Source organism: Gottfriedia endophytica (assembly GCF_017814275.1).
Lineage (GTDB): Bacteria > Bacillota > Bacilli > Bacillales > Bacillaceae_G > Gottfriedia > Gottfriedia endophytica.
Map to the genome: position 1 here is coordinate 12381 of NZ_JAGIYQ010000017.1, position 21682 is coordinate 34062.

The following is a 21682-nucleotide window of genomic DNA, read 5'->3' on the forward strand; positions in this document are numbered from 1 at the left end:
GGAGTATATGGAATTATTTATTAAGGATATGAATGAAAAATTTGCAGTAGAAATTGTAAATTGGAGATACGAAGCACCGTATGACTTTTATGATAATGAAGAAACCTTTGAAGCAATTAATGAAATGATTGAAAATCCGTATTATGCAGTAGTCAATCAGAGTGAAGAGTTGGTTGGATTTTTTTGTATAGGATCCTCAGCGCAAGTTCCAATTGGACATCAGTTTGGAGCATACTCTGAGGAAATTCTGGATATTGGAATTGGGATGAAGCCAGATATGACTGGTAAAGGATTCGGTTTCACTTTTTTTTCAAAAGTTCTTCAAACTATAGGAAAAGACAAATCAATTAGATTAACTGTTGCAGAATTTAATCGCAGAGCGATCCGCCTTTATAAGAAACTTGGTTTTATCGAAAAGATGAAGTTTAAAAGAGATTCAATCGAATTTATAGTGATGATAAAGGAATAATAATATTATATAGAACAATTAAGTGGTTTACTTCGAAAGTAGGACCACTTTTTTTAAAAATAGATACTATAATAAGTCAAAGAATATAAGATAGTTTATTTGAAACAAATGCATGAAACTGCCTCGTTCTTGAAGCGAGGAAAGGGAGCGGATCCTCATGAATATCAATAAAGTAATTTTATAGAGCCAACTTAAGAAAATTTTTTTAAATAATTTATTGAAAATTCACCAAAAGTGGAATATACTGAATGTAGTTACTAGTTTAAAGACTTCAACATCGAGGTAAACTTATATGGCACAACAAGAACAACGTATTGGTCGCTATGCATTATTACTAGCACTATCTGAAGAAAATGATCCAATTGTTATGGATCAAAAAAATGTTAAAAGCTGTGTTGGTAAAGTTGGAACAATGGACTCACAAAAAATTGTTGCCGCAATTGAAACCGCTGCCAAAAGTAATGGATTGATAAATGGTAATGTTTATCGTGAAGTACATGCATTATATCATGCGATTTTGGAAGCGATACAAGGTGTCACAAGAGGGCATCTACAGTTATCAGGAATTTTGAGAACAGTTGGATTGCGATTTGCTGTTGTTCGGGGAGCTCCTTATCGAAATAAGGAAGAAGGGGACTGGATTGCAGTTGCGTTATACGGCACAATTGGTGCTCCAATTAAAGGTTCTGAGCATGAATCTGCTGGGTTAGGAATTAATCACATATAGTAAGCCCATAGTTATTTTAGTGAATAGGGGGCTATGTTTCGTCATTGATGACGTTGCATAGCCTCTTTTTGTGGTTTTTTAGACATTTGGAGGTGGAAATAATGGTTACATTAACAGGTTCAACATTAACAATTGAACAAATGAAAGAAATTTTATTGAATAATTCTTATGTTAAAGCAAGCGAAGAAAGCATGGAACGAGTAAAAGCTTGTCGCGAAAAAGTAGAAAAAATCGTAGATGAAGAGCAAGTAGTTTACGGAATCACAACTGGTTTTGGGAAATTCAGTGATGTTTTTATCTCAAAAGAAAACGTTTCCAAATTACAACATAACTTAATTGTTTCTCACGCTTGTGGTGTTGGTGAATTATTCCCTGAAAAGGTATCAAGAGCAATGCTTGTTTTACGAACAAATACAATGCTTAAAGGGTTCTCAGGAGTAAGACCGATCGTTGTTGAGAAATTAATATCTTTAGTTAATGCACAAATTCACCCTGCAATTCCTCAGCAAGGTTCGTTAGGAGCAAGTGGAGATTTAGCTCCACTATCACACCTAGCACTTGTATTACTTGGAGAAGGTGAAGTTTTTTATAAAGGTGAAGTTGTTAAGACTGAAGAAGCTCTTGCAAAAGAGGGGATTTCACCAATTTCTTTGGAAGCAAAAGAGGGTCTTGCATTAATAAATGGAACTCAAGCAATGACTGCAATGGGAGTTTTAGCTTACATTGAAGGTGAAGAATTAGCTTATCAAAGTGAATTGATTTCTTCGATTACATTTGAATCACTACAAGGAATCATTGATGTATTTGATGAAAGACTTCATACAGCAAGAGGATTTAAAGAACAAATTGATGTAGCAGAACGCTATCGTAATATTTTATCAGATAGTAAATTGATCACAAAGCAAGGTGAAATTCGTGTACAAGATGCATATACATTAAGATGTATTCCCCAAGTACACGGAGCATCTTGGCAAGTTTTAACATATGTAAAAGAAAAATTAGAAATTGAAATGAATGCGGCAACAGATAACCCATTAATTTTTGATGATGCTGTCATTTCAGGTGGTAATTTCCATGGTCAGCCAATTGCGTTTGCAATGGATTTCTTCAAACTTGGAGTAGCAGAGCTTGCTAATATTTCGGAACGCCGAATTGAAAGACTTGTTAATCCACAGCTAAATGATTTACCACCATTCTTAAGTCCTGAGCCAGGTCTTCAATCAGGTGCGATGATCATGCAATACGCAGCTGCGTCTCTTGTATCAGAGAATAAAACGCTTGCTCATCCTGCAAGTGTCGACTCAATCCCATCATCTGCAAATCAAGAAGATCATGTAAGTATGGGAACGATTGGAGCAAGACATGCATATCAAATTTTACAAAACTCACGTCGCGTGTTAGCGATTGAATTAATTTGTGCATTACAGGCAGTTGAATATCGTGGAGTTGAGGGAATGGGATCCATTACAAGAAAGTTCTATGAGGATGCTAGAAATATTGTTCCTTCAATTAAACAAGACCGTATTTTCTCTACAGATATAGAGCGAGTAACAAGCTATTTAAAGGGCTTGTCTAATACAAAAAATACATTTCATCAAAAAACAATTTACGGAGGTTAAGAACATGCAAGAAACTAAACGTGTAATCAGAGCACCAAGAGGAACTGAATTAAATACAAAGGGTTGGGTTCAAGAAGCAGTTCTACGTATGCTGATGAATAATTTAGATGAAGAAGTAGCTGAAAGACCAGAAGATTTAGTTGTATACGGTGGTATTGGTCGTGCAGCAAGAAACTGGGATAGCTATGATGCAATTGTTGAGTCTTTAAAAAACCTTGAAAGTGACGAAACACTTCTTGTTCAATCTGGAAAACCTGTTGCAATCTTTAAATCACATGAAGATGCGCCAAGAGTACTATTAGCAAACTCTAATTTAGTACCAAAATGGGCAACTTGGGAGCATTTCCGTGAGCTTGATGAAAAAGGCTTAATGATGTATGGACAAATGACAGCAGGAAGCTGGATTTATATTGGTACACAAGGTATTTTACAAGGTACGTATGAAACTTTTGGAGAAGCTGCTAAACAACATTTCGGTGGTAGCTTAAAAGGAACAATTACAGTAACTGCTGGTCTTGGTGGAATGGGTGGAGCTCAACCGTTAGCAGTAACAATGAATGGCGGAGTTGTTATTGGTATTGATGTTGATGAAACAAGAATTCAACGTCGTATTGATACAAGATATTGTGATGTGTTAACACATTCTTTGGATGAAGCTATTAAACTAGCAAACGAAGCAAAAGCTGAAGGTAGAGCATTAGCAATTGGTTTAGTAGGTAATGCAGCCGAAATTTTACCTGAGTTAGTTTCTCGCAATTTTATTCCAGAATTAGTAACTGACCAAACTTCTGCACATGATCCTTTAAATGGCTATTTACCAATTGGATTATCAATGGAAGAAGGTAAAAAACTTCGTGAAGAAAATCCAAAAGAATATATTAAACAATCAAGTCATAGTATGGCAGTGCATGTTGAAGCAATGCTTGCATTCCAGCAAAAAGGTTCTATCGTATTTGATTACGGTAATAACATTCGCCAAGTTGCATTTGATGAAGGCGTAAAAAATGCATTTGATTTCCCAGGTTTCGTTCCTGCATTCATTCGTCCATTATTCTGTGAAGGTAAAGGACCATTCCGCTGGGCAGCTCTATCTGGAGATCCAGAAGATATTTATAAATTAGACGAAGTATTATTAAAGGAATTTGCTGATGATGAACATTTATGTAATTGGATCAAAATGGCTCGTGAAAAAGTAGCATTCCAAGGATTACCATCAAGAATTTGTTGGTTAGGCTATGGAGAGCGTGCAAGATTTGGAGCAATTATTAATGAAATGGTTAAAAATGGAGAATTAAAAGCTCCTATCGTTATTGGTCGTGACCATTTAGATTGTGGTTCTGTTGCTTCTCCAAACCGTGAAACGGAAGCAATGAAAGACGGTTCTGATGCAGTTGCTGACTGGCCAATTTTAAATGCATTAATTAACGGTGTAAATGGCGCAAGCTGGGTAAGTATTCACCATGGTGGCGGAGTAGGAATGGGTTATTCTTTACACGCTGGAATGGTAATCGTTGCAGACGGAACAGATGCAGCAGCTCGTCGTATTGAGCGCGTATTAACATCTGACCCAGGTATGGGTGTTGTTCGTCACGTTGATGCTGGATACGATCTAGCAATCAAGACTGCGAAAGAAAAAGGCGTAAATATTCCAATGATGAAGTAGGTGAACCTCTTGAAAGCAGATATTTTATTAACGAATATTGGTCAATTACTTACAATGGATCACGGAAATGGAGCAATTCATGGGAGTGAAATGAGTAATTTACCATTGATCGAAGACGCAGCAATAGCATGGAAAGATGGTCAAATCATTTATGTCGGTTCGAAAGATGGAGTAGAAATCGAAGCAAATGAAGTAATTGATTGTCAAGGTAAGTTAGTAACACCAGGATTAATTGACCCTCATACACATTTAGTGTTTGGGGGGTCTCGTGAACATGAAGTTCAATTGAAGCTTCAAGGATTATCATATTTAGAAATCTTAAGCCGTGGTGGGGGTATTCTTTCTACGGTAAAACATACACAAGAAGCAACTGAAGAAGTTTTAAAGAAAAAAGCGAAATTCCACTTAGATCGTATGCTTTCACTTGGTGTAACAACAATTGAAGCAAAAAGTGGTTATGGTTTAGATGAAGAAACAGAATTAAAACAATTACGTGTTGTAAAAGCGTTGCAAAAAGAGCATGATATGGACTTAGTTTCTACTTTCCTTGGGGCACATGCTGTACCTGCTGAATACAAAGGAAAAGAAGAAGAGTTCTTAGATCGTATGCTTGCAATGCTAGACCAAATTGAAAAAGAAGAGCTAGCAGAATTTGTAGATATCTTCGCTGAAACAGGTGTATTTACTGTAGAGCAATCGAAAAAATTCCTACAAAAAGCAATGGATTTAGGATTTTCAGTAAAAATTCATGCTGATGAAATTGATCCACTTGGCGGAACAGAAATGGCTGCTGAAATCGGGGCAACATCTGCCGACCACTTATGTGGTGCTTCTGAAACAGGTGTGAAAATGTTAGGGGAAAGTGAAACAGTTGCAGTCATTTTACCTGGAACAACATTCTACTTAAATAAACCAGAATTTGCTCCAGCTAGACCAATGATTGAAAACAATGTAGCAGTATCACTTGCTACTGACTTCAATCCTGGTAGCTGCCCAACTGAAAATCTTCAGCTAATTATGAGCATTGCAATGCTTAAACTTAAAATGACACCAGAAGAAATTTGGAATGCTGTAACAATTAATGCGTCTCACGCTATTAATAGAGGAGAAACAGCTGGTAAATTGAAAGTTGGTCGCCAAGCTGATGTTGTTATTTGGGATGCACCTAACTATGTTTATATACCGTACCATTTTGGTGTAAACCATGTTAATTCTGTATTTAAAAACGGGAAGCTTGTTGTGAATAGAGGTGAGGAACTTGCCACTATCACATCTTAAAAAAGCTGGTGATGCTGTCTTTGTAGATTCATATGTTACGAAGGCTCATGAAATTGTAGTTCCTTGGGATGGAAAAGAGGTTGCACCGTTTTCTTTAATCGGTGCACCACTTTCTAAAACATCGATTAGTCATTCAGGTGCTAGTTTTTCTCCAACTGTTATCCGTAAAATGTTATCTAGTTATAGTACTTACGCTATTGAGGATGACATTGACTTAAAAGATGTCATGGTAACTGATTTTGGTGATATCTTGATGCATGTGACGGATTTAGATGAATCACGTAATCGAATTAGAAATACAATTGAAGAGTTACTAAGTCAGCATTCAAACACAATTCCAATTGTTTTAGGTGGAGACCATGGTATCAGTTTCCCAAGTATATCTGGGTTTAAGAAAAACAAAGGTAAAGTGGGAGTTATTCAATTTGATGCACATCATGATTTAAGAAATACAGTTGATGGTGGAAGGTCAAATGGAACACCATTTCGAAGTTTAATTGAACAAGGTATTATTGATGGAGAAAATCTGATCCAAATTGGGATCCGTAATTTTTCAAATAGTAAACCTTATTCAGAATATGGCCATGATCATGGTGTAACAATTTATACGATGAGAGATGTTCGCCAGCAAGGAATCGAAAAAATAATTGAAAAAAGTGTAAATAGCTTATGTGAAAAAGTAGATGCGATCTATATAAGTGTTGATATGGATGTACTTGATCAAGCATTTGCACCAGGCTGTCCGGCAATTGGGCCAGGTGGAATGGACAGTATGACATTACTTGATGCAATTTCTTTATTAGCAAATGAAGATAAAGTGCAAGGAATGGATATTGTTGAAATTGATCCTACGATCGATTTTAGAGATATGACAAGTAGAATTGCTGCACATATCATCTTAACGTTTTTAACGAATAAACAAAAAGCTATTGTTTAATAACTAAACCTCCTTTAAAAGGAGGTTTTTTGCTTTAGAGTAGTATGTATTTTCTTCTAACTTCATAGAATGGAGTAGGAGTGTGAACAAATGAGAAACTTTTTTAATCTAACTAATATTATGTATTCAATAGTCATAACTGTAGCATTAAATATATTATTATTAGGATTCATGTATATATCTGGGCTTTATTTTCAGATTTACTTTTCATTTTCATTGTATTTTTACTCGTTAATCTATCTACCTTTTAGTTTAATAGTTTTTATTGTGATGCTAGTAGTTGTCGGTCTTTCTTCACTAAATAATAAAAAAGGATCCCAATTAAATCAAATGGAAAATAAGAATTTTGACAGTAGATATGAAAGATTCCATCAAAAAAAGTAAGTAGACAAAAATAGTAAGGTTTTGAAGATTATGGAGGGGGAGATATGTCTTTATTTGAGGATGTGAAAACGAATTTATTACATCGAATTGAGCATGTTAGACAGCTGCAATCTTCAAATGGTTCATGGGATTTTTGTTTTGAAGGCCCGATCATTACAGACTGCTTTATGATTATGTTATTAAGAGATTTAAAGATAAATAATGAAGTAGTCATTCAAAAAATAGTAGAAAAACTAATATCACTACAACAACCTAATGGATCATGGAGTATTTATAATGATGAAATTGAAGGGAACTTATCAGCAACGATTCAAGCCTATGTCGCATTACTTTTTTCTGGGAATTTTAGTAAGGAGCATCCAAGGTTAAAACAAGCTGAGAGCTTTATCCTTAGTAAAGGTGGACTAAATAATGCGCATTTTATGACTAAAATGATGCTTGCAATTCATGGGTATTATCAATATCCACCATATTTTTATTTTCCTATGTCCTATTTTCTACTCCCAACTTCCTCACCATTTAACTTATTTGAATTAAGTAATTATGCACGAGTTCATCTAATTCCGATGATTATTTGTATAAATAAGCGATTTACATTAAAATCTGAAACGATTCAAAATCTGAATAATTTATTGGTTGATCATGAACAATCTTGGTTTAGAGAGGATCGATTTTCTTTTTTTGAATGGATGAAACAAGAAATGAAGGAACTTTTGAAATTACCAGTGTCTATTCATCAATTGGGATTTCAAACAGCAGAAAAATTCATGTTAAATCGAATAGAATCAAATGGAACTTTATACAGTTATGCCAGTTCAACATTTTATATGATTTATGCTCTTTTGGCGTTAGGTTATAAGTCTTCCTCTAAAATCATCGAAAATGCAATTCATGGTTTATTTTCCTATCTTCATAATACGGAGAAAGGAATTCATTTACAAAATTCTCCCTCAACAGTTTGGGATACCGCTTTACTAAGTTATGCTTTGCAAGAAGCGGGTGTACCGTACACAGATCCAATGATAAATTCATCAATTTCCTATCTTAAAGATAGACAACATGTAAGAAAAGGGGACTGGTCAGTTCATGCAAAGAATTTAGAAACAGGTGGATGGGGATTTTCTGATGTAAATCATTTTATACCTGATAATGATGATACTAGTGCCAGTTTACGTGCAATTCATCGTCAAGCACAACATGACCTAACTACTTATGATAGTTGGGAAAGGGGATATAAGTGGTTAATGGGAATGCAAAACAAAGATGGCGGATGGGGAGCATTTGAAAAAAATGTATCAAATAAATGGCTAACTCATTTACCTTTAGAAAGTGCAACTGACGCAATTATAGATCCTTCGACAGCTGATTTGACTGGAAGAGTATTAGAGTTTTTAGGTAATTTTGCAGGCTTACATAAAGAAAATCCAAAAATAAAAGCGGCAATTCATTGGTTGCTGAAACATCAAGAGAAAAATGGTAGTTGGTATGGCAGGTGGGGAGTTTGCTATCTATATGGTACTTGGGCTGCCGTTACTGGATTAAGGGCAGTAGGATTACCAGCCGAACATCCTTCGCTTCAAAAATCATTAGATTGGTTAATCAGTATTCAAAGACAAGATGGTGGTTATGGTGAGTCGTGTCGCTCAAGTGAAGTAGAATCATATGTTGATCTTCCTTTTAGTACGCCGAGTCAAACAGCTTGGGCAATAGATACGTTATTGACGCTATTACCAAAAGATCACCCAGTTATCGAAAAAGGGATAGTATTCCTTTTAAATCAACATATGCTTGATGATCAGTCGAATAATTATCCGACTGGTTTAGGACTACCAGGTAACTTTTATACTCATTATCATAGTTACCAGCATGTTTTTCCAATTCTAGCACTTGGGCACTATTTGAAAAAATAGTTGTTAAAATGGATATAAGTAAAATTAAACTACTATAATAATATTATGTAAATAAAAGTAATTACTAGAAACTAGAACTTACCTAGTACCTAAAAAGGGAAGGGAATAATTCAGTTAACAGCATAAAGAATTTTCCCTCAAAAAATTTTACAAGCTATTTCTTTTTATTAAATTGATTAGATAATAACTGTTTCACTTGATTATATGAAAGTCCAGATTGACTATTTAATCTTCTTACTTCATCAATGTCGGTACCAACTACAGTAAAGTTTTTAGATTTTTCTCGCATTCTAATCATCCTTTCTTCTCTTATTATTTGCAAAGAAAATTAAAAAATTCGAATAGCATAATCTTTCTATTTTAATTCATACTACTATTTAGAATGAAATGGAAAGGGTTTCAAATATGATAAACTTGCCTAGCCAAGTAACTTTACCTATATCTGGATGGATTATTAGGTCAATTATTGGCTTTATTTATATGATTGTTATCTCAAGATGTCTAGGACAGCGTTCAATATCACAATTAAGGTTACTCGATTTCGTTATTGTATTAATGTTGGGAGATATCATTGCAAATCCACTTTCAGATGATACGGTTGAAATGCAAGGTTCTTTAATCACTATTGCAACTACTGTAGGTCTATATGTATTAGCAACCATATTTACTTATAAAAATCCTCGATTTCGAAAATTTGTCAGTCCAGAAGCTATTCCATTGGTAACAAAAGGACAAATAAATTTTAAAAACTTAAAGAAAGCTAGGTTGACACTTGATGATTTATTATCTGAATTAAGGAAAAACAAAATTGATGACGTATCAAAAGTGGTTCTGGCAAATTGGGAACCAGGTGGAGTTGTATCCGTATTTCAATTTCCACAGTATGATCCTGTTACAAAAGAAGAATTGAATATTCCTATAAATGCATTTATTGAATCAAGAGCCGTTATTAAAGATGGAGTTATTGATAATAAAGCATTATATTTTTTTGAGAAAAGTGAAACATGGTTAAAACAAAAATTAAAGGAAAATTACTCGGTTTCAATTGAGGAAGTGTTGTTGGCAACACTAAGTGAGAAAGAGGAAGTTAAGATATATTTATATAAGTAAGTAGAAAAACATAAAAAAACAGCCAGAAAAGGCTGTTTTTTATTACTTATAAACTTTTACAGTAACGGTTCTTATACCCCATTGATTTGCTTTGTACTCACTAGGCATTAAAATATCAATACGATTTCCTTTAATCGCACCGCCTGTATCTGCAGCGATTGCGTAGCCATAACCCTCAACATATACTTTTGAACCTAATGGAATAACTCTAGGATCTACTGATATAACTTTTAAATTTGGGTTTTTCTTTAAATTAATTCCCGTTGCAGATTTACCACTACATCCTTTACAAGTTGCAGTGTATGCCGATGCTCTTACTTTAATAACCTTGTAAGTTTTTAAACTAGTACTTTTTGTTTTTTCTGCTGTTCCGGACGTTTTAGGGTTAATTTGTAATATTTGATTTGGTTTAATATTGTCTGATGAAAGCCTGTTCCATTTTTTGATTTCTGCAATACTTACATGTTTGTTGTGAGAGATTTTCCATAAGGAATCTCCTTCTTTAACTTTGTAAGTAGAGGCAAAAGCGTTACTTGAAAAACCAACAGTAAAAAGAACCGTTGCCATCAAACTTGCTGCGATTTTCTTCATACGAAACTCCCTTTTTATATTGTATTAATACAATACCAATAAAATATGACAGGTTGATGACAAGCATTTGAATATTGTATTACAAAAAAAAGAGTAATGTTACTTTTATCTGAAAATTCAAACTAATACCCTTAGTCATTGGGTGTTCTTCACCTACTTATTTTTAAATTAGTAGTTCAATAGACTAAATTTTAAGAATATTATATAATAATCTCATATTTCATAAGGGGTGATTAGATTGTCTACAAATACATACTCATTAACATGGGACTTGGATGTGTTTTTTAAAGATGGCAGTGAATCTACAGAATTTGAAAATTATTTAGCTAGTCTTGAAGATTCTATTAATGATTTAACTGAAGAAGTAAAAAGTTTTACACCTCCTCAATCAGCTTCAAATAAAGAGGAGCTTAAATCAATTCTTTCATTATTTGTAAAGAATCTAAAAAGTATTTCTCAAGCAAGTTCATTTATAGGTTGTTTACAAGCACAAAATATGTTGGATCGAAAAGCAGATTTATTAGAAGGTAAAATATCACAGTTGTATGCAAATGTAGAAACATCTTTAACAGCATTTAACGTAAAATTAACTGAAATTAAAGAAGAACTTTGGACAGAATTATTAGCATCAGATGAATTTAAAGAGATTGCATTTGTGTTAAATGAGTCTCGTGAAAAAGCATTAAGCAGTTTATCATACGAGCAAGAGGCATTAATTACTGCTTTATCTGTTGATGGTTATCATAGTTGGGGACAAATGTATGATACAGTTGTAAGTAGAATGAAAATTGAGCATGGTGGTAAAGAACTATCCGTTGGTCAAGCTTCAAATGTATTCTCTTCAAAAGATCGTAATGAACGAAAAGAAATGTTCGAAAAATGGGAGACTACTTGGGGAGCAGAAGAAGATTACTTTGGAAAAATTTTAAACCACTTAGCTGGATTCAGGTTAAGTGTTTATAAACAAAGAGGTTGGGATGAGGTATTAAGTGAACCTCTTAAGATTAATCGAATGAAACAAGAAACACTTGATGCAATGTGGGGAGCAATAAGTGACTATAAAGGGGAATTTGTTAAGTATTTAGATAGAAAAGCACAAATTCTTAATGTAAATAAATTAAGTTGGTACGATTTAGATGCCCCAGTTGCTGATATTGATTCATCAGTTTCATATACTGAGGGAGCTGAATTTATTTTAGATCAGTTTAATCAATTTGGTGATGAGCTAACAAAGTTTACAAAAAAATCATTTGAAGACTCATGGATTGAAGCGGAAGATCGTCCTGGTAAACGTCCAGGAGGATTTTGTACAGATTTTCCAGAAAGTAAACAATCTAGAATTTTCATGACTTTCTCTGGTACTCCTTCAAACGTGTCAACTTTAGCACATGAATTAGGTCATGCATTCCATTCTTTTGCAATGAGAGATGTAAATCCATTAAATCAAAGCTATGCGATGAATGTAGCTGAAACAGCTTCTACATTTGCAGAAATGATTGTTGCAGACGCAGCTGTTAAAAATGCAAAATCAGAAGAAGAAAAGCTTGCGTTATTAGAGGATAAACTTCAGCGTAGTGTTGCATTTTATATGAATATTCACGCGCGTTTCTTATTCGAAACACGTTTTTATGAAACACGTAAAAAAGGTATTGTTAGTTCAGAAAAAATTAGTGAACTAATGGAAGAAGCACAAAAAGAGGCATATTGTGGGGCTTTAGAAGAGTATCATCCACATTTCTGGGCGTCTAAGTTACATTTCTTTATTACTGGTGTACCTTTCTATAATTTCCCATATACATTTGGCTATTTATTCTCATTAGGTATTTATGCTAAAGCTTTAGAAGAGGGGAAACAATTCGAACAAAAATACATTGCTCTATTAAAAGATACAGCTTGTATGACTGTTGAAGACTTAGCACAAAAACATTTAGGTGTAGATTTAACAAAACGTGATTTCTGGGAACAAGCTGTAAAACTTTCAGTTAAAGATGTTGAAGAGTTCTTAGAGTTAACTAAATAATTTTATTTTTAAGCTCGTTATTTAATAGCGGGCTTTTTCTATGAAACGGGCAGGATAGCTCAATAAGGAATGATGGGATTTTATGATGATATTTTGGTAATACATATTATTTTTTGGAGATGAACAATGAAAAAGATTCTAATTGTATTGATTTTTACTTCTCTTTTGGTAATTACAGCTTGCGGAGGTCCTTTTACATCAACATCTTCTTATTTGTATGTAGTTAAAAAAGGACATTCAAAGGATTATAAAGAAGTGTGGATAATAGCATTTAACCCAAATAATAAAAAAGAGCAAGAGAAAATAAAAATTATGGTCAAAGAACCAATGGTTTGGAATTTGATTGAAGTGAATAAAACCTATTTTACAAGTTATTCTAAGGAAGGAGATAATCCTTGGAAATTAGATCAGATAAACTATCCTGGTGACAACGATACAATGAGATAATGAAGTGAATTTAGTTAGTCCTATTGAACTGGCAGTATAGTTGAAATAGAGAGGTCTTAATGAGATTAAATGGAATATTATTAGAGTGATAAATACATTTATTTCAACTAAGGTGGGGTAAGGAGTGTCTAAACGAAAAAAGTACTTGTTGTTTGGCATTATTGGAGTAGTGTTAATTGCTATTACATTTTCCTATTATATGATCCCAATAAATGCCGATACAGTATTTTCTGAGAGGAATCTGAATAAAATTGATAATATTCATTTCAGTACCTATAAAGACGACGCATATGCACATTCGTTTGAAGTAGATTTTAAGAAACCATCAGAAATCAATCGAATTTTAGAGACATTGCATCAATCCAAATATACTAGGGTTCTTGGATATAATAATATTAGAAATGATGGAAAATTTTTATCCATGTTTTTAGGACCCAAAAACGTTATTTTAGATATTAACGAACATGGTTATTTAAGAATTGATGAACACACCTATAAGTTAACTGATAATCAATCAAAAATATTTAATGAACTGTATAAAATTCTTGTTGCTGACCATAAACCAGTCAATGAATGGTATTAATTTTAATATACAAACTACCTTTTTATTGTTTTAACTGGCTGATATTTAGTGTTAGTAATATCGAATTTATCGTTTTTATAGGAGGATGAGAAATTAAATGAAACATTATTTAGAATTTATTGTGGATGTGAAGCCTTATCAAGCGGTGCAACTAATTTTTGAAGACCAAGAATTGAAGTCTAATTTGATTTTTGAGGATTATAAAGTTACTGAGGTTGATGAGAAAGAGATTGCTATTTTAGTATTTGAAAAATACTTCTTAAGGAATAATAGTACAGCTACATTGACAGTTACTATTGATAATTTTAGTGGGGTGACACTTGTTAAGTGTATATCATCAGGTAATGGAGAAGGCCTATTCGATATTGGTTGGGGAGCAGGAAAAAGTTTTATTAAACCGTTAAGAAAAAAACTGGAATCTAACATTATTGAAATAACTAAGGAAACATAATCACAAGTGTAGGGTTGTTTCTTATTCAATTAAAGCATGCTTTAGATGCATAACTGGGACTACTTTGGTAGTCCTTTTTGCATTGTAACTTGAAGATTAAATGATGAAATTTTTGCTAAAAAGGAAAAAAATGGCTATTTATAGAAATAGTTAAAATGATAACTATATTTGGATGTAAATAAAGGTTAAAAAGGTACTTTAACTTTGTAAATAAAATAGAAGAAAAAAATTTTGTAAGTTTGCAACTTATTTAGATATAAGTGGAGGTGTCCAATTGAAAAAAGTATCTTACTATTTATTGTGATTCTTTCTTTATTTTCGTTAATTGGATGTGGGAAAAGTAAAGAGGAACACATTAAAGGTGTAGCTTATGCAAGTCTAACAATGTCTGAAAAGCCGAGATCAGTAATAAAAATGGCGTTGTGAGAAAAATAATATCAATACCAGGAAGTGCTACGATATTTACTAAAAACTATCAAAAAGACGAATTGTATTCTGTTACAATTGAAGATAGTTTAGTGGTTTATGTAGATGGAGTGAAAAATAAAATAATCGCAACGACACAAATAATAAAGAATTAACTCATGTGCTAGTTGAAGTTAACGAGTTACTTGATGTAGCTCGTTTTTTATTGAAGTAACCGACAGAATAGTTGAATCATTTATTACGGTCAACATTCCCTATATGTCTCTTCTCTTAGGTATAAAGTCAGGAAATGGAGTATTGTCTTTACCTAGAGTAAAGGTAAATGTAACAATTGCTGGGATGGGAACTATTAAGCAATCGAGTTAAAATAATAACTGTAATTCAGAAAAAATTAGGACCCTTTTGAGGTCCTTTCTTTAGTTTTTATTTTTATTTATTCAAAGATTTTAAATGGTATCTTTATAGTGCCACACCATACCACAAGACGGTAAAAATACATATTGTGTGGACCTTTTGGAATTGGTGCAAATATGAAAAAATGTTAGCAAGGGGATGAATGAAGTGTTTAACGATTTTAAGCTTACGGAAGACCGTCCTGTATATATTCAGCTTAAGGAATATTTAAAAAGAATGATAACCAACGGGCATTTGCTTGAGCAGCAAAAGCTTCCTTCCACTCGTGAACTCAGCTCTTTATTATCAATCAGCCGAAACACCGTTCTTACGGCTTATGCGGATTTGGAACAAGAAGGCTTTATCTATGCGGTAAAAGGGAAAGGAAACTTTGTAAGTCATGTCGAGACATTTAAATCCCAATCCTTCCAGTTAAATTGGACTGAAAAAATCAATGAGCAAACCCTTTTGGCAGATTACTTGGACCTAATGAAGCATGGAGTGCGCTGGAATAAAGGCATGATCTCATTTAATAGTATCGCACCAGATGAAAAGCTTTTTGATGTAGAAAATTTTAAAAGGGCTTTTTTAAATCGGATGTCCATAGAAGGAGATATCGTTCTTAACTATGGGTATGCAAAGGGCTATAAACCACTTACCGAATACCTGCTTAATTACATGGAAACTAAAGGGGTAGACACTAGAAATAAAGATATTTTAATTACCAATGGATTCACGGAAGGGCTAGATATCTTTTTATCCTCTTTAAATAAAAAGAACGGCCGTGTTCTTTGTGAAAATCCAACCCATTATTCAGCGCTTAAGCTCTTTCGATTACATGGATTTGAAATCGATGGAATTGAAATGGATGATGACGGTCTTAATGTATGTAAGCTCGAAACATTATTATCAAAAAAGGAATATGATTTTGCATACTTAATTCCGTCTTATCATAATCCTACTGGAATCGTAACGTCCTCTGAAAAAAGGAAGGAAATCATGGATCTTTTTTCCAGATATAAGCTTCCTATCGTTGAAGATGGATTTAATGAAGAATTACGTTACTCAGGTTCACATCTAGCACCGTTGGCTGCATTTGCTGGACTTGGCAATAATGTCATTTATATTAGTAGCTTCTCTAAAATTCTTTTTCCTGGCATACGGGTTGGATGGATTTTAGCAGATAAAGAGTTGATTTATTACTTGGAAAGTATGAAACGAGCTAGAACAATTCATACGTCTACATTAGATCAAGCGGTGTTATATCAATACTTGTATGATGGCTACTTTGAGAAGTATATAAAAAAAGCTAAATCAGTCTATAAGAAAAAGTATGAATTAGCTGTTCATTATTGTAAGCAATATATTCCTTTTAAACGAATAACTGGTGATGGTGGACTCCATCTTTTTATAGAACTAGAAAACAACATCGATTCACGAAAACTTTTAGAAAAATGTTATCAAAAGGGAGTTGTTTTTTCCCCAGGTGATGTTTATTACACGGACAGTAGTGGAAAGCATACTTTACGATTAGGATTTTCTAGATTGCAAGAAAGAGAGATTATACAGGGTATTAAAATCATAGGTGAAACATTAAAAAATAATTTTGGAGGCTAAAAAAATGAGAGTTGGCGTAATTATGGGTGGGGTTTCTTCCGAGAAACAAGTTTCGCTCATGACAGGTGAAGAAATGATTGTCCATTTAGATAAAAATAAATATGAAATTGTACCGATTCAACTAGATAACAAAGAAGATATAGTTGAAATGGCGAAAAATCTTGACGTTGCGCTACTGGCGCTACATGGCATGTACGGTGAGGACGGAACCGTTCAGGGTACTCTTGAAACCATCGGAATTCCTTATACAGGAAGTAGCGTACTGTCTAGTAGTATATGCATGGATAAGAATATGTCGAAAAAAATTATCCGTTATGAAGGTGTTCAAACACCAGATTGGATTCACCTTACTAACATGGAAGAACTTAATATGGATGAATTAGACCAAATGGGTTACCCAGTAGTTGTGAAACCTAATTCAGGTGGGTCGAGTGTAGGAGTAAAAATTGTTTATGATCAAGACACGATAAAGTCTACGATTGCTGAAGTATTCAAATGGGATTCTGAAGTGATAATTGAAAAGTATATAAAGGGTGAGGAAATCACTTGTTCTATATTGGATGGGCAGCTTTTACCTGTGGTTTCCATTCGTCATAAGGGAGAGTTTTTTGATTATACTTCCAAATATAATGATGTGGCTACTATTGAAGAGGTGGTCCAGCTGGCGCCCGAAACACATAACCGCGTCTCTTTAGCTGCAATGACTTGTTATAAATCACTAAAATGTAGTGTTTATGCTCGAATCGACATGATGATTAACAATGGTATCCCTTATGTGATGGAAGTTAATACATTACCTGGGATGACGAAAAATAGCTTGCTGCCAAAAAGCGCACAGGCAGCGGGTATTCCTTATAATAAATTACTTGACTTGATTTTTGAAAATTCACTTAAAGTGAGGGGAAATAGAAATTAACCTTAAGAATATTTCACCTAATATTTGTGAATTTTGAAAAATAATGCCTATCTCAATCAATATTTGGCAACAGCTTTATACGACAATGCGCTATCAAAAATTTGCAATGAAAAAAGACACAACGAGTGTCTTTTTTTGCGCATTTAAGCGATTGTTCCTGTGAAAAATTGAAGAAATATTTTCTGTACATTCCTTTGACATATTTTCAAAAGAGTTTCCATTAGAAATAAATAATTTTAATAGATATCCAGAGTTAAAACATTTATCAAAGTTCGATAATTATTTATTGCTTGGAAAGTCAGAAAAAGGACATCTTTCTGTAAGTATTTTAATATAGTTAGAATAATCTAAACCTTTAAAAATTTTTACTGATAATGTCTATCTATTAATTAGCAATCATTTTTAACAATACATTGAAAAAGGTGAGGCTTATGACATTACTAAAAGTGGAAGATTTGACGATTAAATTCAAGTCGCGCCAAGGTGTTGTCCAAGCAGTAGATAGTTTAAGCTTCGAATTAGCACAAGGTAGTTCACTAGGAATCGTTGGTGAAAGCGGTAGTGGCAAGAGTGTTACCTCTCTCGCAATAATGGGACTTTTGCAAAATGCTAACTCTGAAATCACTGGAAAAATTGATTTTGATGGCGTAGATTTGTTAAAGCTTTCAGCTGAGGAAATGCGGAAAATTAGAGGAAAGTCTGTGTCAATGATATTTCAAGAGCCGATGACATCACTTAATCCGCTGCATACTTGTGGCAAGCAGATCATGGAGCCAATCCTGGTTCACCAAAAAGATGTAAGCAAGAGAGATGCAAAAAATTATGCCATTGAGATGTTGAGAATGATAGGAATTCCCTCTCCTGAACAGAGATTTCACGAATATCCTCATCAAATGTCAGGCGGTATGCGACAAAGAATCATGATTGCCATTGCGTTAGCTTGTAATACAAAATTGTTAATTGCAGATGAGCCTACCACTGCGTTAGATGTTACTATCCAAGCGCAAATACTAGATTTAATGAACAGTCTAAAGAAAAAGAGAGATATGAGTATAATCATGATCACCCATGATTTAGGTGTCGTGAAAGAAATTTGTGAGCAAGTGGTAGTCATGTACACTGGTCAAATAGTTGAAAAAAGTCCAACTGAATTAGTGTTTAATGATCCGCTTCATCCGTATACAAAAGGATTGCTAAATGCAATACCGAAAATCTCTAGTAAAGTAGAAAGACTTGAAGCGATAGAAGGCACAGTCCCTGATGCGCTTTATATGCCAAGTGGTTGCAGCTTTCATCCGCGTTGCAAGTATGCAACAGAGAGATGCACACATGAATCTCCTGCATTATTTAAACGAAAAGATGGTCGTGAAGTAAGATGTTTTATTTATGACGAAGCAGAAAAGGTTGATGATGTAAATGTCTCAAAATGATATTAATAGCATAGTAACAACATCAAACAATAATGCCTCAGAAAACATTTTAGAGGTTTCACACTTAAAGAAGACCTTTCAAATTAAAAGCCATGATGGAAAAAAAGGCTTACTTAGAGCAGTAGATGATGTTTCTTTTACGATTAAAAAAGGTGAAACATTTAGTCTTGTTGGTGAAAGTGGATGTGGTAAAAGTACGCTAGGTAGGACACTACTTGGTCTTTATCCGTCAGATCGTGGATCTAAAATTATTTTTAATGGTGAGGATATTACCAAAATTCCTAAATCAAAGAAGAAAGATTTCACCAAGAAGGCACAACTGATTTTTCAAGATCCATCTGCTTGCTTAAATCCACGTAGAACCATCAAGCAAATTTTATTAGAACCATTCAAAATTCATAAAATTGGAAATGGTGAAGCAAAAATTACTGAACTGATGGATAGGGTCGGTTTAGCAAGTCGCTTTCTAGATAAATTTCCTCATGAAATGTCAGGTGGTCAGAAACAAAGGGTGGGCATAGCTAGAGCATTAGCACTAGGTCCAGAACTTATTGTGTGTGACGAACCTGTCTCGGCATTGGATGTGTCGATTCAAGCACAGATAATTAACTTACTAAAGGACTTGCAAAAACAATTAAACCTTACATATCTATTTATCTCTCATGATCTTAGTGTTGTTCACCATATTAGTGATCGAGTGGCAGTTATGTATTTAGGTAAAATTGTTGAGCTGACAACTCGGGATGATCTATATGAAAAAACACAACACCCATATACAAAGGCGCTCCTCTCATCTATTCCAGATACAAGCGGAGATCAAAGGGAAAAGATTATTCTTACAGGGGATGTACCAAGCCCAGCTAATCCACCATCTGGCTGTCGATTTCATACAAGATGCCCCGCAGTGATGGATATTTGCAAAATAGAAGCACCAGATTTTATTCATACAGGTGATGAACACTTTGTTGCATGTCATTTGTGTACAAAGTGACTCTATAAATAGTTAAAAAGGGGGTTTTGAACGATGAAAAAAATTTCTATATTAGCGATTATATTGATTTTTACGCTATCTCTTTTCGCATGTAGTAAAGGAAATAACAATGGAACTGGAGGTAAATCTACATCCAATGCTGATACAATCGTTATTGGACTAGCATCTGACTGGAAAACGATGGATCCAGCTCGTGCTTATGAGGTGTACGCGAATTTCTATTTCTATGCAACGTATGAGAATTTATATATGTTGGAAGGGTCAGAGCTTTCTCCAAAGCCAGCGCTTGCTAAAGAATACACAGTAGATAAATCAGGACTTGTGTATACATTCAAGCTTGCCGATGGACATAAATTTTCAAGTGGGAATCCAGTAACTGCAAATGATGTTGTATTTAGTTTTAATCGAACAATGAATATAAAAGATAATGCTTCTGCTCTTACAAAAGGCATTGCAAAAGTTGAAGCAAAAGATGATAAAACTGTTGTAGTCACACTAACTGAGAAAGATGCGTCATTTCTTTCAAAAATCACAAGCAATGCATTTGCAGTTGTAGATAGTAAAGTTGTGAAGGAAAAGGGTGGTACAGATGCAGTGGATGCGAGCACATCAGATAAAGCAACTTCTTACCTTGATGGAGCATCAGCTGGTAGTGGTCCATATGTATTGAAGAAGTGGACTAGAAATACAGAGATGGTTCTTGAAAAGAATCCGAATTACAAGGGCACTATCAATGCAAGTAATATTATTATCAAAGAAATGCCTGATCCAAACACAGAAATTCAAGCACTTGAAAAAGGTGAAATTGACGTTGCATTAAGCATTGGGCCTGACCAAGTGAAAAGCATTAAAGCTGGAGGGAAAGCAAAGGTTGTGTCCTCACCAACTTCAACAATTTCATTTTTGTTAATGAATAATAATCCTAATATCGGTAAAGAAATGGCAAATCCACTTGTTCATCAAGCTGTTCGTTATGCACTTGACTATAAAGGATTTCAACAATTAGCAGGTGATGGAGCCCTATTACCATTATCCTTTGTTCAAAAAGGATTTGTTGGTGCTAAATCAAGACCAGATAATTATCAAAATATTGCAAAGGCAAAGGAATTGATGAAGCAAGCAGGATATGAGAATGGATTCACAGTACCTCTTACTGCTGCTAACTTCAATTCTGAAGGACTTTCATGGACAACAATTGCTGAAAAGGTAAAAGAAGATCTTGCAAAAATTAATATCAAGGTAGAAATTAAAACTGGTGAAATTGGCGCTGTTATCGAAGATTATAGAAATGGTAAATCTCCATTCCTGGTGATGCATTGGTCACCAGACTACTTTGATTTAAGTAATCAATTAGCATTTGTTCCAGGTGATATTGTAGGTAAACGTGCTAACTGGTCACCTTCAGAAAACCCTGAATTAGTAAAATTAGCTGAACAGGTGAAGGTGGAAATTGATGAAACAAAGCGGGCAGAGATTTCAGGTAAGATGCAAGACATCATGGCAGAAAATAGTCCTTATGCATTCTTAGTACAGCACCCGAAAACATTTGCTGTTAGCTCCAAACTTGAAGGCGTTGCTTATAATGACCTTTGTAAGTTGCATTTAAATGATTTGAAACTTTCTAAATAATTATTAGAATTAGCTGAAAGCTAGCAGTGGGTATGCAACTACCTACTGCAGCTATTCATATTCAATATTGTTTTTTTAAAATATTTGAGAT

General features: G+C 34.0%; 20 protein-coding genes. 18 read left to right on the top strand and 2 right to left on the bottom strand.

Going from position 1 to position 21682, the window contains the following annotated elements; genetic code table 11:
* The first annotated feature begins 7 nt into the window (after positions 1-7).
* The 8 genes from J5Y03_RS17515 (at position 8) to shc (ending at position 8987) form a co-directional block, all read left to right on the top strand.
* On the top strand, positions 8-469 hold the full coding sequence (locus J5Y03_RS17515; protein ID WP_209407300.1) for a GNAT family N-acetyltransferase: 462 nt from the start codon (positions 8-10) through the stop codon (positions 467-469).
* A 292-nt stretch (positions 470-761) separates the two neighbouring features.
* Positions 762-1196, top strand: coding sequence for a hut operon transcriptional regulator HutP (hutP, locus tag J5Y03_RS17520; RefSeq protein WP_209407301.1), 435 nt, complete (start codon positions 762-764; stop codon positions 1194-1196).
* Between the two features lie 101 nt (positions 1197-1297).
* A complete protein-coding gene (gene hutH / locus J5Y03_RS17525; protein WP_209407302.1) occupies positions 1298-2815 on the top strand; it encodes a histidine ammonia-lyase in 1518 nt (505 codons plus the stop codon).
* A 4-nt stretch (positions 2816-2819) separates the two neighbouring features.
* Positions 2820-4478 carry a urocanate hydratase gene (hutU, locus tag J5Y03_RS17530; RefSeq protein WP_209407303.1) on the top strand — a complete coding sequence of 553 codons (1659 nt, stop codon included), beginning with the start codon at positions 2820-2822 and terminating at the stop codon, positions 4476-4478.
* A 54-nt stretch (positions 4479-4532) separates the two neighbouring features.
* Positions 4533-5756 carry an imidazolonepropionase gene (gene hutI, locus J5Y03_RS17535; RefSeq protein WP_245208956.1) on the top strand — a complete coding sequence of 408 codons (1224 nt, stop codon included), beginning with the start codon at positions 4533-4535 and terminating at the stop codon, positions 5754-5756.
* A complete protein-coding gene (hutG, locus tag J5Y03_RS17540) occupies positions 5737-6693 on the top strand; it encodes a formimidoylglutamase (RefSeq protein ID WP_209407305.1) in 957 nt (318 codons plus the stop codon). The genes hutI and hutG overlap by 20 nt, the downstream gene beginning before the upstream one ends.
* 90 nt (positions 6694-6783) lie before the next feature.
* Entirely contained in the window at positions 6784-7077 is a 294-nt protein-coding gene (locus J5Y03_RS17545; protein WP_209407306.1) for a hypothetical protein, read from the top strand.
* Positions 7078-7121: 44 nt separating this feature from the next.
* A complete protein-coding gene (gene shc, locus J5Y03_RS17550) occupies positions 7122-8987 on the top strand; it encodes a squalene--hopene cyclase (protein ID WP_209407307.1) in 1866 nt (621 codons plus the stop codon).
* Between the two features lie 154 nt (positions 8988-9141).
* Here shc and J5Y03_RS17555 read toward each other — a convergent pair whose 3' ends face one another.
* A complete protein-coding gene (locus J5Y03_RS17555) occupies positions 9142-9285 on the bottom strand; it encodes a hypothetical protein (RefSeq protein WP_209407368.1) in 144 nt (47 codons plus the stop codon).
* A gap of 107 nt (positions 9286-9392) precedes the next feature.
* Between J5Y03_RS17555 and J5Y03_RS17560 the strand changes: the two genes are divergently transcribed.
* Positions 9393-10097, top strand: a complete 705-nt coding sequence (locus tag J5Y03_RS17560; protein WP_209407308.1) for a DUF421 domain-containing protein — start codon at positions 9393-9395, stop codon at positions 10095-10097.
* Positions 10098-10139: 42 nt separating this feature from the next.
* On the opposite strand, the gene J5Y03_RS17565 is transcribed toward J5Y03_RS17560, so the two are convergent.
* Complete coding sequence (locus J5Y03_RS17565) at positions 10140-10688, bottom strand: 3D domain-containing protein (protein ID WP_209407309.1); 549 nt, start codon at positions 10686-10688, stop codon at positions 10140-10142.
* 238 nt (positions 10689-10926) lie between these two features.
* Between J5Y03_RS17565 and J5Y03_RS17570 the strand changes: the two genes are divergently transcribed.
* The 9 genes from J5Y03_RS17570 (at position 10927) to J5Y03_RS17610 (ending at position 21591) form a co-directional block, all read left to right on the top strand.
* On the top strand, positions 10927-12708 hold the full coding sequence (locus J5Y03_RS17570; protein ID WP_209407310.1) for a M3 family oligoendopeptidase: 1782 nt from the start codon (positions 10927-10929) through the stop codon (positions 12706-12708).
* A gap of 126 nt (positions 12709-12834) precedes the next feature.
* A complete protein-coding gene (locus J5Y03_RS17575) occupies positions 12835-13155 on the top strand; it encodes a hypothetical protein (RefSeq protein ID WP_209407311.1) in 321 nt (106 codons plus the stop codon).
* A 124-nt stretch (positions 13156-13279) separates the two neighbouring features.
* Positions 13280-13738: a hypothetical protein gene (locus J5Y03_RS17580; protein ID WP_209407312.1), complete on the top strand. Its 459-nt coding sequence runs from the start codon at positions 13280-13282 to the stop codon at positions 13736-13738.
* Positions 13739-13835: 97 nt separating this feature from the next.
* Positions 13836-14189 carry a DUF6054 family protein gene (locus J5Y03_RS17585; protein ID WP_209407313.1) on the top strand — a complete coding sequence of 118 codons (354 nt, stop codon included), beginning with the start codon at positions 13836-13838 and terminating at the stop codon, positions 14187-14189.
* Between the two features lie 987 nt (positions 14190-15176).
* Complete coding sequence (pdxR, locus tag J5Y03_RS17590) at positions 15177-16625, top strand: MocR-like pyridoxine biosynthesis transcription factor PdxR (protein WP_209407314.1); 1449 nt, start codon at positions 15177-15179, stop codon at positions 16623-16625.
* A gap of 4 nt (positions 16626-16629) precedes the next feature.
* Complete coding sequence (locus tag J5Y03_RS17595) at positions 16630-17541, top strand: D-alanine--D-alanine ligase (RefSeq protein WP_209407315.1); 912 nt, start codon at positions 16630-16632, stop codon at positions 17539-17541.
* Positions 17542-17972: 431 nt separating this feature from the next.
* A complete protein-coding gene (locus tag J5Y03_RS17600; protein ID WP_209407316.1) occupies positions 17973-18971 on the top strand; it encodes an ABC transporter ATP-binding protein in 999 nt (332 codons plus the stop codon).
* A complete protein-coding gene (locus J5Y03_RS17605; RefSeq protein WP_209407317.1) occupies positions 18958-19962 on the top strand; it encodes an ABC transporter ATP-binding protein in 1005 nt (334 codons plus the stop codon). The genes J5Y03_RS17600 and J5Y03_RS17605 overlap by 14 nt, the downstream gene beginning before the upstream one ends.
* 33 nt (positions 19963-19995) lie before the next feature.
* On the top strand, positions 19996-21591 hold the full coding sequence (locus J5Y03_RS17610; RefSeq protein WP_209407318.1) for an ABC transporter substrate-binding protein: 1596 nt from the start codon (positions 19996-19998) through the stop codon (positions 21589-21591).
* Positions 21592-21682 lie beyond the last annotated feature (91 nt).